Below are 15,271 nucleotides of genomic sequence, written 5' to 3'. Positions count from 1 at the left end.
AAGAAGAAGAAGAGGAGGAGGAGGAGGATCCTTGGGAATGCAAAACCCTGCGAACAACCGCAACCCGGACGGATCCAAATCAGGTTGTGGAAACGGGGACGAGGAAAACGTGTGGAAAAGTCCAGACCTTGCGGGCCAGCCTACTCCAAGAAGTCACACCCTCATGACATCCTCATTTGGACATATTGCATCCTGATTTTGGCAGCAAAGTTGACCTGAAGGCAGAATGCCATTCCTTTTTCCCGCATGCGAGCACGTCTGGTTGAGCCCGAAATTCTGGATTCCCTGCCTCACGATCATCCTGATGCCCTGCTCAGCCGAGCAGACATCCGTTTTTTAAACACCATCATGGGCAGCTTCCGCTGGATCCGGAAGGAGCTGGGTCGAAACGCCAGAGCCGGTGAGAAGGCCGTGGAACTGGGTGCTGGTGACGGTGCCCTGGTTCGCTACCTGGCTCCAGCGCACCCAGATCTGGCCAGCCGCTGGACCGGACTGGATCTCGCCCCTCCCCCGCTCCACAGCCTTCCCAGTGGGACTGGCTGGCTTCAAGGAGACTTCTTGGCAGAAGGACCCGCCGCCAATGCTCTGCGCGAGGCAGACATCGTGGTGGCCAATCTTATTCTACACCATTTCCAGGACGATCAGCTCGCAATCCTGGGCCGTCGGCTGCACCGCGCCCGGTTGCTGATTGTCAGCGAACCCGCCCGACATTCGATTCATCTGTGGAAGGGACGCCTGCTGAATGCCGTGCTGGGCTTCAACCATGTGACCATGTTCGACATGGCCCGCAGCATCCAGGCGGGATTCAGAGTCGGGGAACTGCCCAAGCTGCTGCACCTGGATCAAACGATTTGGACCGTGCGGGAGAGCACGTCCCAGCTGGGAGCGTATCGGTTGGTGGCAGAGAGGGTGCTTAGTGCTTAGTGCTTAGTGCTTGGTGAGCCTGTTGCCTGGGGCGCGGGGGCCTATTTCCTGCAACTCCATCAGTCCACTGCTTGACAGGTCCACCGAATAACTCACAGCCATGCCCCATGGTCAGGATGGCGGTGAGGAAGAATTCCACCCCCTGCCCGTCACACGAGTTCGCCAGTTTACATACAAACGGCAAAACCCCCTCTACACTTCAGCCTTACAACCAAACCACCAACCACCTCCCAGCCGTTCATGTACCAGGATCCAAACCAGTCGTCCTCCCCTCCCCAGTCCCCGAAGAAAAAAGGCATGTCCGGCCTCGCCGTGGCGGGCATGGGTTGCGGGGCACTCCTCCTGCTCACGATGGTCGCGGGAGGGCTCCTGGGGATGAAGGCATGCCAGAAAATCAAGGAAGTGGCGGGAGATCTCGACTTCGAGAAGAATCCGACCAAGGCGGCGGCGATGATCGCCTTGCGAATGAATCCCGATTTAGAAGTCATCACCGTCAACGACGCTACCGGCGAAGTGACGGTGAAGGAGAAGAAGTCTGGAGATACCATTACGATGTCGTTTGATGATATTGCGCAGGGCAAGTTCACCATCAAGAATGCCAAGGGCGAAACCGTCACCATGGATGCCTCCAATGCGGAGAAACAAGGCGTGGTGGTGACAGGTCCGGAAGGGCAGACTGTCATCGGCGGCAGCCAGAGTGCGCCTCCGGATTGGGTGCAACTCTATCCCGGTGCCACGAACACCGGTGGCATGCGCAATGAAAAAGGCGGCTCGGTCAATGGCAGCTACGCCATGGAGACGACGCAAAACAATGAGATCGTCAGCAAGTACTACGGTGATCAACTGAAGGCCGCTGGCTATGAAACCAACGTCACGGCGACCAGCACAGCTGACGGAGACATGACCATCATCAATGCCACGAAGGACGAAGGCAAACGCACGCAAACCGTGATGATCCAAACTCTGGATGGCAAAACGCACATTGCCCTGAGCTACTCACTGGAAGCAGCGAACTGATCCCTTTCCCCACCCCAAAAACCGGGACCTGGAGTGAGCTGCATGCCCGCTCCAGGTCTTTTTTGCGTGGCGAGACTTCATCCCGCGAAGACTTGCATGCACATGTTCGCTTGCTAGAAGCAAAAATAGCCCCGTCATGCTCGCACTTCACCCATTTTCATGGATGCCCTGAGGGGAGGTGGACGTTTCGAGCTCACGTGCCGCCCGACCGAGCCCTTACCGAACTCAGGGAGCCCACCAGCTTTGAGGTATCTCTGACCAGCGCCCGCGCGTTCACGGAAGAGAAGCTTGGAGACCTTAAACACTGGGAACTCAACAGCGTGCAAGAGTTCAACTCGTGGCAGTATCCCGACTCATCCGACCAGCCAAAGTCCTGGAAAGATGCCACTGCGCGACCCGCAGCAGGCAGGATCTTCTGGTTCACCACGAAGGATGCCGCGTCTATGAAACTGGCGACTTAGAAAGCCCCCCTGAACTGCATTCCTCTTCGACAATTGGCCCATGTGCCCGTCCCGGTGTTTGCGGATGGGCTGGTGTCTCCTTTTGATTTCCAACGCTAATGCCGCCTATGTTTTCTTCTGCAAGGCGTTATCTTCATAAGGCGCTCCTGCTGGTCCCGCTTGCCGGGACGCACCTTCATGCCCTGCCACCTGATCCAGTGCTGGTGAAGAGCGTCGGCACCACGGATGCTCAGCGGAACTCCATCGGCTTCTACTACATGGAGTCTCTCTCCTCCCTCCGCAAAGTTGGTCCATGGTCCATCAAAAGCCGGGCCCTGCCCCCCCCTGAGCCAGACGACGTGGTCGTGACCATGGACGGCCAGGTGGCGGAAAGGATCATTCCAGAACCCGGAGGGGCACCATGCATAGACGCTACGATGGAGGGCGAGTTTAGCGAGCCTTACCCATGGTATCACACCGTGGTAAATCTACCGCGGAGCGGTGGGCCATCACAATTGCGCCCCGCCTCCCTCTCTCCCCATCAACTCCCTCCCACCGCGCTGCGCACGCGCTCCACCAGCTCATTGTCCCGCTCTCCCGATCCGCGAAAATAAAACACGCTCGAGGCCAGCAACTGATCCCGCCACGGGCGGCTGAGCTGGCCGTAGTCCTCCAGCACCGCAGAGCTGAACTTGTAGTCGTGCGAGTTTGTGCCCTTCATGAACACCAGCCTGCGGGCTGCATCGGAGAAGGCCCGGGCATCAGGACGGTCTTTCAAATACCCTAGAACCTTCCTCGCCGCCGTGAGCCGGTCCTTGCCGATCTCCGCAAAGATCTCCGCCACCGCTTCATCTCCCCTGGCAGAGGGAGACACGGGCTCCAGCTGGTCAATGTGCACGCCATTGTCCGCCCGGCCTCCGCGATACAGCGGGAGAAAGGCCGCATTCTGCAGCAGCAGCAATCGCCTTGTTTCATCGCTCCGCACCCGCTGCCAGGCGTAGTGAACCGCGTTGGTGAAGGTCATGGCATGCAGAGACACAATGCCTGGAGCCTGGATCAGATACTCCCCAGCTCCATCAAAGCAGCCTTCAAACAGCGACTGCGGTGCCACACCGCGATTGAGCAGGTCCAGGGTCAATTGGCTGACATCCGATGAAGATCCCACGCGCAGCGTTTGCAGCACTTCACGCGTGGCTCCGTCATCCATTTTGCCCGCCGTCCACCCCTCCCTCACCTTGGCGAGTCGCTCTTGATTCTCCCGGAACGGCCGATCCGCCTGGAGATCCGCCTGGGCGGGATTCACATTTGCTCCCGAGCGATCCAGCAATGCATAGGCGAGCGAACGCAGCACCGGCTCGGCATGCTGCCAGCCGATCACCTCCAGCGTGCGGAAGCTGTTGGCCACATAGATGGCCTTGTGCCCGATATCGCGAAAGTCCCGCACCCCGTAGCGGGTGAAGAGCTCAAAGAGATCATGCGCACTGCTGTGGCGCACGAGGCTGACGATGGCCACATCCGCTGCGGATTCATCCCAGTTGTCCATCGCCTCGATGAATGCCTTGCGGGCAGCATGGGCCGGAGGGAGCTTGGATTCCTCCACCGGCTCCATCACCCAGTTGCCCTCCCGCACATTCGCAGCCTGGGAGGACTTGAACTGGTCCAGTGCCCAAAAGATGGGCAGCCATCGATCCGAGTCCGGCGAGGCCAGACTGGCCAGATGCGCGGAGTTCACCACGAGCACCGCGTGAAACTTGAACCCCACCGGACGGGGCTGCACACTGCGCACGCCAGCCAGCATGAGCGCGGCGAGCACCTCCCGATAGCTAAGGCCGCGTTGGATCCGCGAACCAAACTCCTCCAGCACAGGCTCTCTGGGCGTGTCCTCCAGCAGGCGTACCAGCGGCTCGATCTCGGGATCGAACCGCACCATGTGAGTGGGCAGGGTCGCCTCCTGGGCAGAGACAACAGGCAACCGGGAAAGAAAGCCCAGCTCCCCGAGCGCAGTCAGGGCGGCGCTGTGGCCCAGGAAGGTGCGACGTTTCATGGCAGAATGGCAGGGGTTTTGCCCTGATTCTACGAAACCCGCCCCCTTCTGAACAGCGTTACTTTACCCGCACCAGAGCGGGCTACTTCAGCCTCACCTTCACCGCGTAGGCATCTGCCCCCTGAGTGGCACTCATAGGCACCTGACCGAAGTCGGTGGGAGCCATCGCCGCCCCGCCCAGAACGGCCGTGCCTTTGCCATCCACCACAATCGTGTACGCGTTGCCCGCCTTGTCCCCAGTGGCCACCTGATGCCACTGCAACGCGCCTGAGCCATCCAGGGACGCCGCCAGCACGCTCGTTCGCGCGGCCCCCTCCAGCTTCTGCCCGCCCGCCAGGATGGCACCAGGGCTGGCCTCACCCGCCACCAGCACGCCGCCAGAGCCATTGGGAGCCACCCCCAGCAGATAGTCTGTGCCCGCCCCCTGCAAGGTCTGGCACCACTTGAGCTTTCCGTCGGTGCCAAACTGCGCCACCCAGCCATCGCTGTCCTTCTCACCGGTGGTGGTCCAGCTTTTGTTGCCAGCCTGAAGGCGTCCTTTAAAAATGCCCGCCACCCAGACCGTGCCCACAGCGTCAGCCGTGATTTCATGAACCACCGCACTCGGAGCTCCTGGAACGGTGCTGATCCATTGCACCTCTCCCTGCGAATTGAGCTTGGCCACGAGTGCGTGAGTCTCACGACCAGTGTTCAACTCCCGACCGGCAAAGTTGCCTGTGCCGGAGACCAGACCGCCCAGATAAATGTTGTCCGCGGCATCCAGCGCCACTCCGTGACCGCTGCATGCCGCCTTGCCTTCTGTGCCCCTCACCCAGAGCAATCGGCCGCTGGCATCGTACTTGGCACAGAAAATGGGACGCGTGCCGGTCAGTTCGGTCTCGCCAAACTTGGCAGGCCCTACCACCGCCCCCGTCACCACAATGTCCCCCTCGCTATCCACCGCGATCCCGTGACCATAGTCATAGCCGCTGCCTCCCGCGGTACGTACCCAGAGCAGCTCTCCCACCGGGCTGTACTTGGCCACAAAGAGGTCATAGTCCCCGGCATTGGGCAGAGGCTGGCCGAGCGCTTTGGCGTCTGTGCTCTGATGATGCCCCGTGACATAGAGATTGCCCTCCGCATCCGCCGCGACGCCGTAGCCGCGATCTACCAGACTGCCGCCCAGAGACTTCGCCCACAGGAATTCCCCCTCCGGCGACACCTTGGCAACCAAGCAGTCCGTATTGCCCGCACCGGACACGACGATCTCCCCGAACCTCGCGTCCCCATTGACCTCGCCCACCAGCAAGACATTGCCCTGGCGGTCCACATTCACGGCCCGCGTCTTGTCAGACTGCGCCCCACCCCCAGATGCCACCCACTCGAAGGTCTGGCAGGGTGCAGCACAGGGGATGAGCAAAGCAACCAGCCCCAACCGGGTAAAGGCACAAACGAAGCGGTATAAAAAAGATGCGGTCTCGATCATGCAGGCGATACGGCGGGGCAGCCCGGAGATTTCATCACGGGCCAGCGCCAGTCACGAATCTACCAGAGTCCGTCACGGGAGATCATTTTACGCATTCGCCGTCCCCTGCTGACATAAGGCTGTCAGTGCCCTGTCATAGACTGGTCCCATGAATGCAACTGCCTGTGAAGCCTCCCATCCCCTGCCCTCCCACTCCCCCGCTGAACTGCTGGCCAACAAATATGTGGCGGCCATGAACTCCCAGAATCCGGACGCAGTGGCCCGCTGTTTCGGGCCTGATGCCCAAGTCGAGGACGAGCAACGCCTCCACACGGGCACCATCCAGATTCACGCATGGATCGCAGAGGCGTTTGAGAAGTATCATCCGAGGATCGAGGTGCGGGAGGTCACGGGCGACGATGGCCGGATCAACATCACGGGACTGGTCTCCGGCTCCTTTGATGGCAGCCCGGTGATGCTACAGCACCAGCTGGAACATGACGGATGGCTCATCACCCACCTGGCGATCCATCCGGCGGAATGAGCCCCACCCCTTGGGATGGGTTCATGAGCCAATTCCAACGCCCCTCCAGGCGGGAGGGGCGTTGCAACCTCTGGCACACTTAGTTCAGTGATTCCTGGGTCATAGCCCCATCCACCATGCGCCACATGCCAGCGGGATTGGCATTTTGCAGCGGGGCGGGGAGGCACTCGTCCGGGAAGCCCTGATAACACACCGGACGGACGAAGCGATAGATCGCCGCGGTGCCAATGCTGGTAAAGAAGCTGTGGGTGGAAGACGGGTACGGACCGCCATGATGCATGGCCGGGCAGACCTCAATGCCTGTGCCAAAGCCATTGAAGATGATGCGACCAACCTTCCGCTCCAGGATGCGGATGAGGCGGGCATGCTCTCGCAGATCCTCGGCTGTGCCGTGGATGCTGGCGGTGAGCTGCCCCTGCAGGGACTCAGCCACCTGTTCCAGCTCTTCCCTGCTCTGACACTGGGTGACGATGGAGGCTGGGCCGAACACTTCTTCGTGCAGATCTTCGTTGGCGCGGTAGGTCTCCAGATCTGTGGAAAACACCATGGCTGAGGCCTGGGCAGAGTTCCCACGGGCCGTACCCTCGGACATGCCCAGCAGATCGATCCCCTTCACGCTGCTGATGCGCTTGAGCCCGTCTTTGAAAGCCTGGGAGATACCGAAGTGCAGCATCGTGGACGGCGGCCAGGCGCGCACCAGAGAGGCGGTCTTTTCCGTGAAGTCCTGAAACCCGTCGCCCTTCACCCCAAAGACCACGCCAGGGTTCGTGCAGAACTGGCCGACACCCATGGTGAGAGAGCCGACGAAGCTCTCTGCGATCTGCGGGCCGCGCTGCTGAAGTGCCCCGGGAAGGAGAAACACCGGGTTCACACTGCCCAGTTCACCGTAGAATGGGATGGGAGAGGGCCGGGCACTGGCGGCGTCAAACAGTGCCCTGCCGCCGCGGAGGGATCCAGTAAAGGCCACTGCGGTGGTGAGAGGATGCTTGACCAGCGCCATGCCGATCTCCACACCGCGGCCATGCACCATGGAGAATGTGCCGGAAGGCATGCCCGCACGGTCGGCGGCTTCGGAAATGACCCGGGCGATCATCTCACAAGTGCCAGGGTGGCCGGGGTGGGCCTTGACCACTACCGGGCAGCCCGCAGCGAGGGCACTGACGGTATCCGTACCGGCCACGGAGATGGCGAGGGGAAAGTTACTGGCACCAAAGACCACCACCGGCCCCACCGGCTGCATGAAGCGGCGGACATCCGGCTTGGCCAGAGGCTGGCGGTCAGGGATGGCGCGATCAATCCGCGCCTCCTGCCAGGACCCTTCTCGAATGAGGCGGGCGAACAGGCGGGCCTGCCCCGTGGTCCGGCTCCGCTCCCCGGCAAGCCGCGCGAGAGGCAGGCCGGTTTCCGCTTGGGCGCGCTCCAGCAAGGCGTCACCCAGGGCCTCAATGCCGTCAGCGATGGCATCTAAAAAAGCAGCCCGCTCGGCTGGAGACTTGCTCCGCAAGGCATCAAACGCCTCATCCGCTGCCGCCAGAGCCTGATCAGCCAGTTCCAACGAGGCCTCGTGTACGGGAGGGGCCAGATCAGCGCCAGTGGACGGGTTGACCGGAAGAAACGTCACACCCGACTCGGAACGGGTAACCTTGCCTGCGATGATGGAATGGCCGTGGAGAGTCATTGGTAACTAAGCACCTAACTCCCATAGAAATAAAGCAGTTTTGTCAGATGCCCAATCCGCCTTTTTACCGAGTCTGAGACTGAGCCCGTCACCGTACAGAGAAGCGCAGACTTGAAACTACAGGCGAATCAGAAAAGACGGTCCCAGCGAACGTCGCAACATCCACCCACCCATGCCTTCCCCCTCCCCCTGCCGTTGGAACCGCCCAGTAGTGATCCTCAACCGCGAATCGGGAACCATCTCCTCACTGGGGCCTGAGCATGTCGCCGAGCGCCTGCGGGAGATCTTTGCGGAACTGGGCGCTGAGGCAGATGTCCGGCTCGTCCGGGGAGCGGAAATCGAACCCACCCTGGTTGAGGCCCGCGACGGCGACGCAGACGCAGTTATCATCGGCGGCGGTGACGGCTCGGTTGCAACGGCTGCAAGTGTGCTGGCAGGGCATGAGAAGCCCCTTGGCATCCTGCCGCTGGGCACCTTCAATCTCGCCGCACGGGATGTAGGGATGAACTTGGACTGGGAGGAGGCGGCCCGCCAGCTCACCCAGGCTCCAGAAGGGGCCGTGGACCTCTTGGACGTGGATGGCAGCCTGTTTTTCTGCGTGGTGGTGCTGGGCTTCTACCCAGCGCTGGTCTTGGGCAAGCCAGAGTATCACGGCAACTGGCTGGTGAAAGCCTGGCGTACGGCTACCGCGTCCATCAAAAGTGCCGCCACCTTCCCGCCCCTGGATCTGGTGCTGAAAGACGATGACGGCCGGGAGGTGCGCCGCCGCACCCGCATCGCCCTCATGGCCAACAACGACTACGAGGACCTGTTCGGCATCATCCCACGACGTCGCTCGTTGGATGCGGGCTATTTCACCGTGTATGTCTCCACGCACCGCAGCCGCTGGGGGCTGCTGAAGTCCAGCCTGGCCTGGCTGATGGGACGTTGGAAGGAGGACAAAGAACTGACGGTGCTGCACACCACCGAGCTGGAGGTGCGAGTAAGGCGCAAATCCAGGATCCCGGTGATGCGCGATGGCGAGATCGACAAACTGAGGGTCCCTTTCCGCATCCGGATCCGGCCCAAAGCTCTGCACGTCATAGCCCCCCGACTGGAGGAAGTCGTTGACGCAGGAAACAACCAGCCGGAGCATGCCGACCATGAGGCTGGTGCACCTGTCTGACCTGCACTTTGGTGCCATCACGATGGGACGACCTGAGGCCCTGCGCGACGCCGTCCAGGCAGTCGGTGCAGACCTCACCGTCATCAGCGGGGATCTGACCCAGAAGGGCCGGCATCGCGAGTTCGTGGCAGCGCGGGAGTTTCTTGAGACGTTGCCCGGCCCCCGCTTTGTGGTCCCAGGAAATCACGACATGCCCCACGGGGTCCACCTTTGGGCCCGGTTTGAGCACCCCTGGCGCACCTACCGTGAGGTGATGGGCGAGGAGATGGAGCCCACTCTGCACGCCCCTGGCATGGTAGTGGCAGGCATGAATTCAAGCCGCCCTGGCGGGCTCTACGTGGACTGGTCTCGCGGGCGACTGTCCGCAGGCCAACTCATCCGCCTCCGCCAGCAGTACCTCGAAGCCACCCCAGAGGCACTGAGGGTGCTCGTGGTCCACCACCCGCCAGCAGCACCACCCCAGGGCACCCGTCGGCACCTGATCGACAAACGGCCGGCCCTCTTCGGCGCGCTCAACGAGGCTGGCGTTGACCTCGTCCTTTCCGGTCACTTTCACCTCAGCTACGCCGTGCCCGTGAAGCTGCCCGGGGTGCACCCCCGTCACTTCGTGCTCTCCGTCACCTCCACCGCCACCTCCCACCGGCTCAAAGGGGAGCCCAATGGATTTCATGTGATCGAGGGTGACCGACAGCATCTGCAAGTACAAGCGTGGACTTGGAATGACGAGACCTATGTCCCGACCCGAATGTGGCAGTTCCACCGGGGCCAGGATGGCGACTGGACCGAAGCCAAGTCTCCACCCCGGCAGCATAAGGCGATCCAGATCCAAAGGGACAGGGAAAAACAGCGCTTGGTGACCGAAGGTGATCAAAACGTGCCGTGAGCCGTCCCCGTCCATCGATCCCGCCGGATCCACAGGCATGAGCCAACTCACCGCAGAATTCACAATCCCTACCTCCTTCTGAACCAAGCCTCGTCTTTCTGTTCTTCTTTTTTGCCAGCCAGCATGCGGTAGAGCAGAACGCCTCCGAGAACGAAAAGCCCCCACCGCTTCCAGCCCCTCTGCGCCGCACCGCTTCGCAGCATACCCACACCGGTGGCCAGTGAGGCCAGCTTTCCAGCCCCGCTCGCAAGCTGAGTCGCACCGGGGTGCTGTTGCCGCCATTGTCCGCTCCCAATGTGCGGAGCCACCTTGGAAATAAACTCAGACACGTTCATGTCTCTGAATCGGTGCCCGTGAAGGAGGCGGCTGTCCAGGCTTGCCGACAGCTCCCAATTCAAGCCACCTTTCCTATCCAGGCCAGGAACTCGCGGTTTCCATCGGTGCCTTGAATCGGGGAATCAGTGAGGCCCTTCCAGACCCAGCCGGGCTGGCATTTCACAAAGGTCTCAATCTTCAGGCAGGCCTTCTCGTGAAGCTCTTTTTCGCGAACGATCCCGCCACGGCCGATCTCCTCCCGACTCAGCTCGAACTGGGGCTTGATCAGCACCAGGGCCTCTCCACCCACCTTCAACACCTGAAACGCAGGGGACAGGACGAGCGTGAGGGAGATGAAAGAGACGTCGGCGACAATGAGGTCCACCTCCTCGCCCACATCCTCAGCCTTCAGATGGCGGACGTTGTAGTTCTCCCGCGAGACCACTCGAGGATCGCTGCGGAGCTTCCAGACCAGCTGATTGGTCCCGACGTCAAACGCGAAAATCTTGACCGCACCATGCTGGAGAAGGCAATCGGTAAAGCCTCCCGTGGAAGCCCCCACATCAAAGCATACCTTCCCCTCAGGCGAAACGCCGAAAGCGGCGAGGGCCCCTTCCATCTTGAATCCCCCCCGACTGACATACTTGGGCGGCACCTTGACGCGAATGACGGAATCCTCTGGCACGAGCTGGCCCGCCTTCGTAACCGGCACATCGTTCACGAGCACATCGCCAGCGAGGATGAGACGCTTCCCCTGCTCCCGGGAAGCACAAAGTCCACGTGCCACCAGGAGGTGATCAAGCCGCTGCTTTGCCATTTGCCGGAATCAGACTGGGGGAGACAAAAACGATCTCTTTTTTATGGGAGAAGATCAAAGAGGAGGCAGATCCTGAATGACGTCATCCCCCTGCTGGAGGGTCACCCCCACCGGGACGCTTTCCCGCACGATGTCCGCCACCGCGTTCCCCTCTTCCACGAGAGTAATCTTCACCCTGCCGACGATGGCGTCACCTCGACGGATCGCGAACGGCATGCCTTTTTCGATCTTGCGGCCGGAGCCGGAACTGATGATCACAAAGCCGGACTCGACCTGAACCTCGCTCACCTTGGCGATGGCCGGGGCGGACATCACCTGACGTTGACGCGGGGTCGGTGGCAACGGGGCCACCGGTGCCGGGGCGGCACCGGGAACCGTACCCAAACCTGGGGCACTGGGGGCCTCTGTACCGAGTGAGCTGCCAGCGGGCATCGTAGGGATGCTGGTGGAGGCACCCTGCACGAGGGCTTCGCTCTCACGAGCGGCGGCAGCCAGCTGCTCCGGAGTCGGGGCCGGACGTTTGCCTTTGCCAGTGGCACCCGGGATCTGGTCCGTGGCGGGGGCCGCGCCAGCCTGTTGCTCGGCGGCCCGCTCAGCCTGAGCTGCAGCCTGCTGACGACGAATCAACTCCAGCTCATTGGTCACCCCTTTGGCTTGGTTCCGGGCATCCATCATGAGATAACCCATGCCCCCGAAGAGGACGAGCGTGATGAAAATAGCGACGAATTTCATGTAAGAAGGAACTGATTTCAGATGTCGAGCCAGCGGGCTGCGTGGATTGAGCCCGCTATTTTGCCCGTTTGGAAGACAACTGAAAACCAAAAACTCTCAATTAGCCGAAAGAGATATTGCTCGACGGACCCTTAGAGGATGGCACCCGGTTCATATGCAGCACCTTCCGGGCAGTTCGCAGCCACGGCATCCACCCGGGCAGCGAACTCGTCCACCTGAGCGCCAGCGTCGCCAGAGTTGGCACGTCCCTGCTCAAAGACCACCTCGAACTGCGCCGGCGTGAGCCCCAGACGGGCATCGGCGGCGAGACGATCAAAGAGATCATTGGCCCGGACCTTGCCAGTGCGGAGATCCTTGGCCACTGCCACAGCATGCTCCTTGATCGCCTCATGGGCACCTTCACGACCCGCGCCAGATTTGACCGCCTCCATGAGGACAGTGGTGGTGAGGAGGAAGGGCAGATAGCGCTGGAGCTCGGTGGCCACTACGGCCTCGAACACTTCCATCTGGTTCAGGATAGTGAGGAAGGTCTCCAGCAGACCGTCCATGGCCAGAAAGGCATCGGGCAGCATGACGCGACGCACCACGGAACAGGAGACGTCTCCCTCATTCCACTGGTCGCCCGCCAGGCCGGAGGCCATGGTCAGGTAGCCCTTTAGTACCACATGCAGACCATTCACCCGCTCGCAGGAGCGGCTGTTCATCTTGTGCGGCATCGCTGAGGAGCCGACCTGCCCCTTGGCAAAGCCTTCACTGGCCAGTTCCTGCCCGGCCATCAGGCGCAAAGTACGGGCAAAGTCGGCAGGACCGCTGGCGAGATCCACCAGGGAACTCACGACGCGAAGATCGAGACTGCGAGGATAAACTTGTCCCACGGCACCGAAGGCCAGCGGCAGGCCGAGGTAGGCCACCACCTTCTCATCCAGCGCCCGGGCCTTGACGGCGTCCCCTTCAAAAAGACTGATCTGGTCCAAACGAGTACCGACGGCCCCTTTCAAGCCGCGGGCGGGGTAGCTGCCCAGCACGCTCTGAAGCTGATGGTAGGCACCGAGCATCTCCTCACCGAACATGGCGATGCGCTTGCCCACCGTGGTGACCTGGGCGGCAACGTTATGGGTGCGAGCCGTCAGCGGGATGTCCCGGGTCTCTTTGGCGCGGGCGGCCAGCTTGACGAGAGCGGCCACGCTCTTGCGCTGCACTACCTGCAGACTGCGGAAGACCTGAAGCTGCTCCACGTTCTCCGTGAGGTCGCGGCTGGTCATGCCCTTGTGGATATGCTCGTGACCGGCAAGGTCGCAGAACTCTTCAATGCGAGCTTTCACGTCGTGGCGGGTCACCCGCTCACGCTGCATGATGGAGTCCAGGTTCACCTGGTCCTTCACCCGCTCGTAGCTCTCAATCACGCCGTCGGGAACCAGAATGCCCAAGTCCCGCTGGGCCTTCATCACGGCGATCCAGAGTTCACGCTCGAGCCGCACTTTCCCCTCTCCCGACCAGATGGCGCACATCGAGGAGGAAGCGTAGCGTTCGGCAAGGACATTCGGGATGGCGTCGGACATGTGAGCGAGAGGGACTAGGGGTAAGGGACGAGAAGAAAGGGGGATGACAGGGATAAGAGAAAAGGGGGCGGGGTCAAGAAGGAAGCAAGGACTCGAGGCCACCGGTTCCGTCTGCCCAGCCCCTGCAAACTCTCAAGGAACCCTCGCCACCCAGCCGCTCAAGGCGAGGGCAAAGGGTCAATTCATTTTCACGCCCATTTTGTAAAAACACCCATTAGGAGATGCCTTCCCCTCCCTAGCGTTTCCCTGACCAAGTGCATTGAGGCTGTGAATAATAAGTCGTTCACAGAAGTTCCCAGAGGTTCCTCACTTATTCCTCACACGACTTAACACGCACTTTATGTGCAAACACATGCTCACACATCCCCGGCCTCAATGTGAGCAACTTTCTCCCCAAGCTGCCGTCCGCCCAGAGCAAAGGATCACAGCCCTGTTTATCATTGTTTTTACATGTTTAAGAGATTTATTTCTCTCTAAATCATAGGTTTAACCTATTTTAACACGCACAAATAGTGCATCATAAATTCACAATCTAACCAAGCGGAAGGACTGTCTAAATCTTTTTCCACCCGCTCAACCGTCTGAAATTTGAACTCATTAACAGGCTATTTGTGAATAACCTCAGCGCTCTTACGCTACTGAAAAAGTAAAAATATTAGCTTTATATTCAAGGTAACTTAATAAATTAGACATGTCAACTTCTTAGAAGAACGAAGTTAATTCCGCTTAGGTCAAATCAGCAAGTGCCTGGGCAGCCATGCCCAATTTCGACCGGACGGCCTGGGCGGCATTGGCAAGATTCTGCTGAGCGGCGCGATAATCAGCGCGACCGGATTCGGTTTCGATCCGGATAGGTTCGAAGCCCAGATCAGCCAACTGATAAGGACTGGCTCGCATGTCCATGGCCCGGCCCATGAGCGCCACCTCAAAGGCATCGGCCACCAGATCGCTGCCGATCCAAGGCCAGAGCTTGTAGGCCCATTTATAGAGATCCATGTTCGCATGGAGGCAGCCCCCCTGCTCCATTTCCTGCCGCGTTTCGAAGGTAGGATTGAAGGTGTTGAGCGGCCGGGCTTCCGGCGTGTAAAAACGGTAGGCGTCGAAATGGGTGCAACACACCGTCTGGCTTTCGACAAAGGCCGCCAGTTCCTCGGATGACAATCGGAGGTCATACCCCGAGTGGCGCACCTGTTCAGCGCTCTGCTTGTACACCATGGCCCACTCGTGCAGACCATGGCAGGCAAACCTGGCGGGGCGGGACGTGATGTTCTGGCAGAGCTGAGCCACCCACCGGGCCTCGCGCTGCACGCGGGCTGGCATCGGCGGAGCATCCCAAGTCACGGTCTCGGCTCCCTCCGCAGACACACACCCACCTGCAAATCCAGGCACCCAGGTCATGAGCTTGTTCGGCGAGAAGCTGTAGTAGGTGAAGAGGAAGTCCCACACCGGGTGTTTCGCATTTTGGCTCCGCCGCTGGACAAAAGCCTCAGCGTGATCTGCGACCCGGGCCCGATGCTGTCGGGTCTTGGCCTCCCACACCTCTCTAGTCACCACGATCTGTCGCACCCCTGCCGCATCCTCGACGGGAGGCAGGGCGATGGGAAGATCGGGGACGGACGGGCTCACAGAGTCCCTACCCTAGCTCAGCTGACGACATTTTCCAGCAATCCGGTCATGGCAGGCATGGAGTTCCCTGGGAGCCCACGCAA

Annotated in this window: 15 protein-coding genes; 7 read left to right on the top strand and 8 right to left on the bottom strand. The window is 60.7% G+C overall.

Annotated features, from left to right (window positions below; translation table 11 throughout):
- The first annotated feature begins 246 nt into the window (after positions 1-246).
- The 4 genes from VSP_RS11490 (at position 247) to VSP_RS42180 (ending at position 2,995) form a co-directional block, all read left to right on the top strand.
- Positions 247-924 carry a class I SAM-dependent methyltransferase gene (locus VSP_RS11490; protein WP_009960743.1) on the top strand — a complete coding sequence of 226 codons (678 nt, stop codon included), beginning with the start codon at positions 247-249 and terminating at the stop codon, positions 922-924.
- Positions 925-1,164: 240 nt separating this feature from the next.
- Positions 1,165-1,941, top strand: a complete 777-nt coding sequence (locus tag VSP_RS11485) for a hypothetical protein (protein WP_009960742.1) — start codon at positions 1,165-1,167, stop codon at positions 1,939-1,941.
- Between the two features lie 197 nt (positions 1,942-2,138).
- The gene (locus tag VSP_RS11480; RefSeq protein WP_009960740.1) at positions 2,139-2,402 is read left to right on the top strand and encodes a hypothetical protein; all 264 of its coding nucleotides are present in this window, start codon (positions 2,139-2,141) and stop codon (positions 2,400-2,402) included.
- 107 nt (positions 2,403-2,509) lie between these two features.
- Complete coding sequence (locus VSP_RS42180) at positions 2,510-2,995, top strand: hypothetical protein (protein ID WP_156345078.1); 486 nt, start codon at positions 2,510-2,512, stop codon at positions 2,993-2,995.
- Here the strand turns inward: VSP_RS42180 and VSP_RS11475 are convergent.
- Together VSP_RS11475 and VSP_RS11470 are read right to left on the bottom strand one after the other, a co-directional pair.
- Positions 2,923-4,425 (bottom strand): hypothetical protein, encoded by a 1,503-nt coding sequence (locus VSP_RS11475; protein ID WP_009960738.1) that lies wholly within the window; start codon positions 4,423-4,425, stop codon positions 2,923-2,925. The two genes, VSP_RS42180 and VSP_RS11475, sit on opposite strands and share 73 nt — an antisense overlap.
- Positions 4,426-4,507: 82 nt before the next feature.
- On the bottom strand, positions 4,508-5,890 hold the full coding sequence (locus VSP_RS11470) for an SBBP repeat-containing protein (RefSeq protein ID WP_157210843.1): 1,383 nt from the start codon (positions 5,888-5,890) through the stop codon (positions 4,508-4,510).
- A 148-nt stretch (positions 5,891-6,038) separates the two neighbouring features.
- Between VSP_RS11470 and VSP_RS35010 the strand changes: the two genes are divergently transcribed.
- Entirely contained in the window at positions 6,039-6,413 is a 375-nt protein-coding gene (locus tag VSP_RS35010; RefSeq protein WP_009960736.1) for a nuclear transport factor 2 family protein, read from the top strand.
- 79 nt (positions 6,414-6,492) lie between these two features.
- On the opposite strand, the gene VSP_RS11460 is transcribed toward VSP_RS35010, so the two are convergent.
- A complete protein-coding gene (locus VSP_RS11460; RefSeq protein WP_009960735.1) occupies positions 6,493-8,091 on the bottom strand; it encodes an aldehyde dehydrogenase (NADP(+)) in 1,599 nt (532 codons plus the stop codon).
- Between the two features lie 172 nt (positions 8,092-8,263).
- Here VSP_RS11460 and VSP_RS11455 point away from each other — a divergent pair, with 172 nt between their 5' ends.
- Both VSP_RS11455 and VSP_RS35005 read left to right on the top strand, forming a co-directional pair.
- Positions 8,264-9,256 carry a diacylglycerol/lipid kinase family protein gene (locus VSP_RS11455; RefSeq protein WP_081452500.1) on the top strand — a complete coding sequence of 331 codons (993 nt, stop codon included), beginning with the start codon at positions 8,264-8,266 and terminating at the stop codon, positions 9,254-9,256.
- Entirely contained in the window at positions 9,225-10,139 is a 915-nt protein-coding gene (locus VSP_RS35005) for a metallophosphoesterase family protein (RefSeq protein WP_081452499.1), read from the top strand. The genes VSP_RS11455 and VSP_RS35005 overlap by 32 nt, the downstream gene beginning before the upstream one ends.
- A gap of 68 nt (positions 10,140-10,207) precedes the next feature.
- On the opposite strand, the gene VSP_RS11445 is transcribed toward VSP_RS35005, so the two are convergent.
- The 5 genes from VSP_RS11445 to VSP_RS11425 all read right to left on the bottom strand — a co-directional run bounded on the left by VSP_RS11445 (position 10,208) and on the right by VSP_RS11425 (position 15,188).
- Entirely contained in the window at positions 10,208-10,474 is a 267-nt protein-coding gene (locus VSP_RS11445) for a hypothetical protein (RefSeq protein WP_009960731.1), read from the bottom strand.
- A gap of 59 nt (positions 10,475-10,533) precedes the next feature.
- Entirely contained in the window at positions 10,534-11,271 is a 738-nt protein-coding gene (locus VSP_RS11440; protein ID WP_009960730.1) for a TlyA family RNA methyltransferase, read from the bottom strand.
- A gap of 54 nt (positions 11,272-11,325) precedes the next feature.
- Positions 11,326-12,003: a hypothetical protein gene (locus VSP_RS11435; RefSeq protein ID WP_009960729.1), complete on the bottom strand. Its 678-nt coding sequence runs from the start codon at positions 12,001-12,003 to the stop codon at positions 11,326-11,328.
- 131 nt (positions 12,004-12,134) lie between these two features.
- Complete coding sequence (gene purB, locus VSP_RS11430; protein WP_009960728.1) at positions 12,135-13,562, bottom strand: adenylosuccinate lyase; 1,428 nt, start codon at positions 13,560-13,562, stop codon at positions 12,135-12,137.
- A gap of 726 nt (positions 13,563-14,288) precedes the next feature.
- Positions 14,289-15,188: a hypothetical protein gene (locus VSP_RS11425; protein ID WP_009960727.1), complete on the bottom strand. Its 900-nt coding sequence runs from the start codon at positions 15,186-15,188 to the stop codon at positions 14,289-14,291.
- Between the last annotated feature and the right edge of the window lie 83 nt (positions 15,189-15,271).

Source organism: Verrucomicrobium spinosum DSM 4136 = JCM 18804 (assembly GCF_000172155.1).
GTDB classification, from domain to species: Bacteria; Verrucomicrobiota; Verrucomicrobiia; order Verrucomicrobiales; family Verrucomicrobiaceae; genus Verrucomicrobium; species Verrucomicrobium spinosum.
The sequence above is the reverse complement of the archived record's forward strand: the minus strand, read 5'-3'. Positions and strand labels throughout refer to the sequence as shown.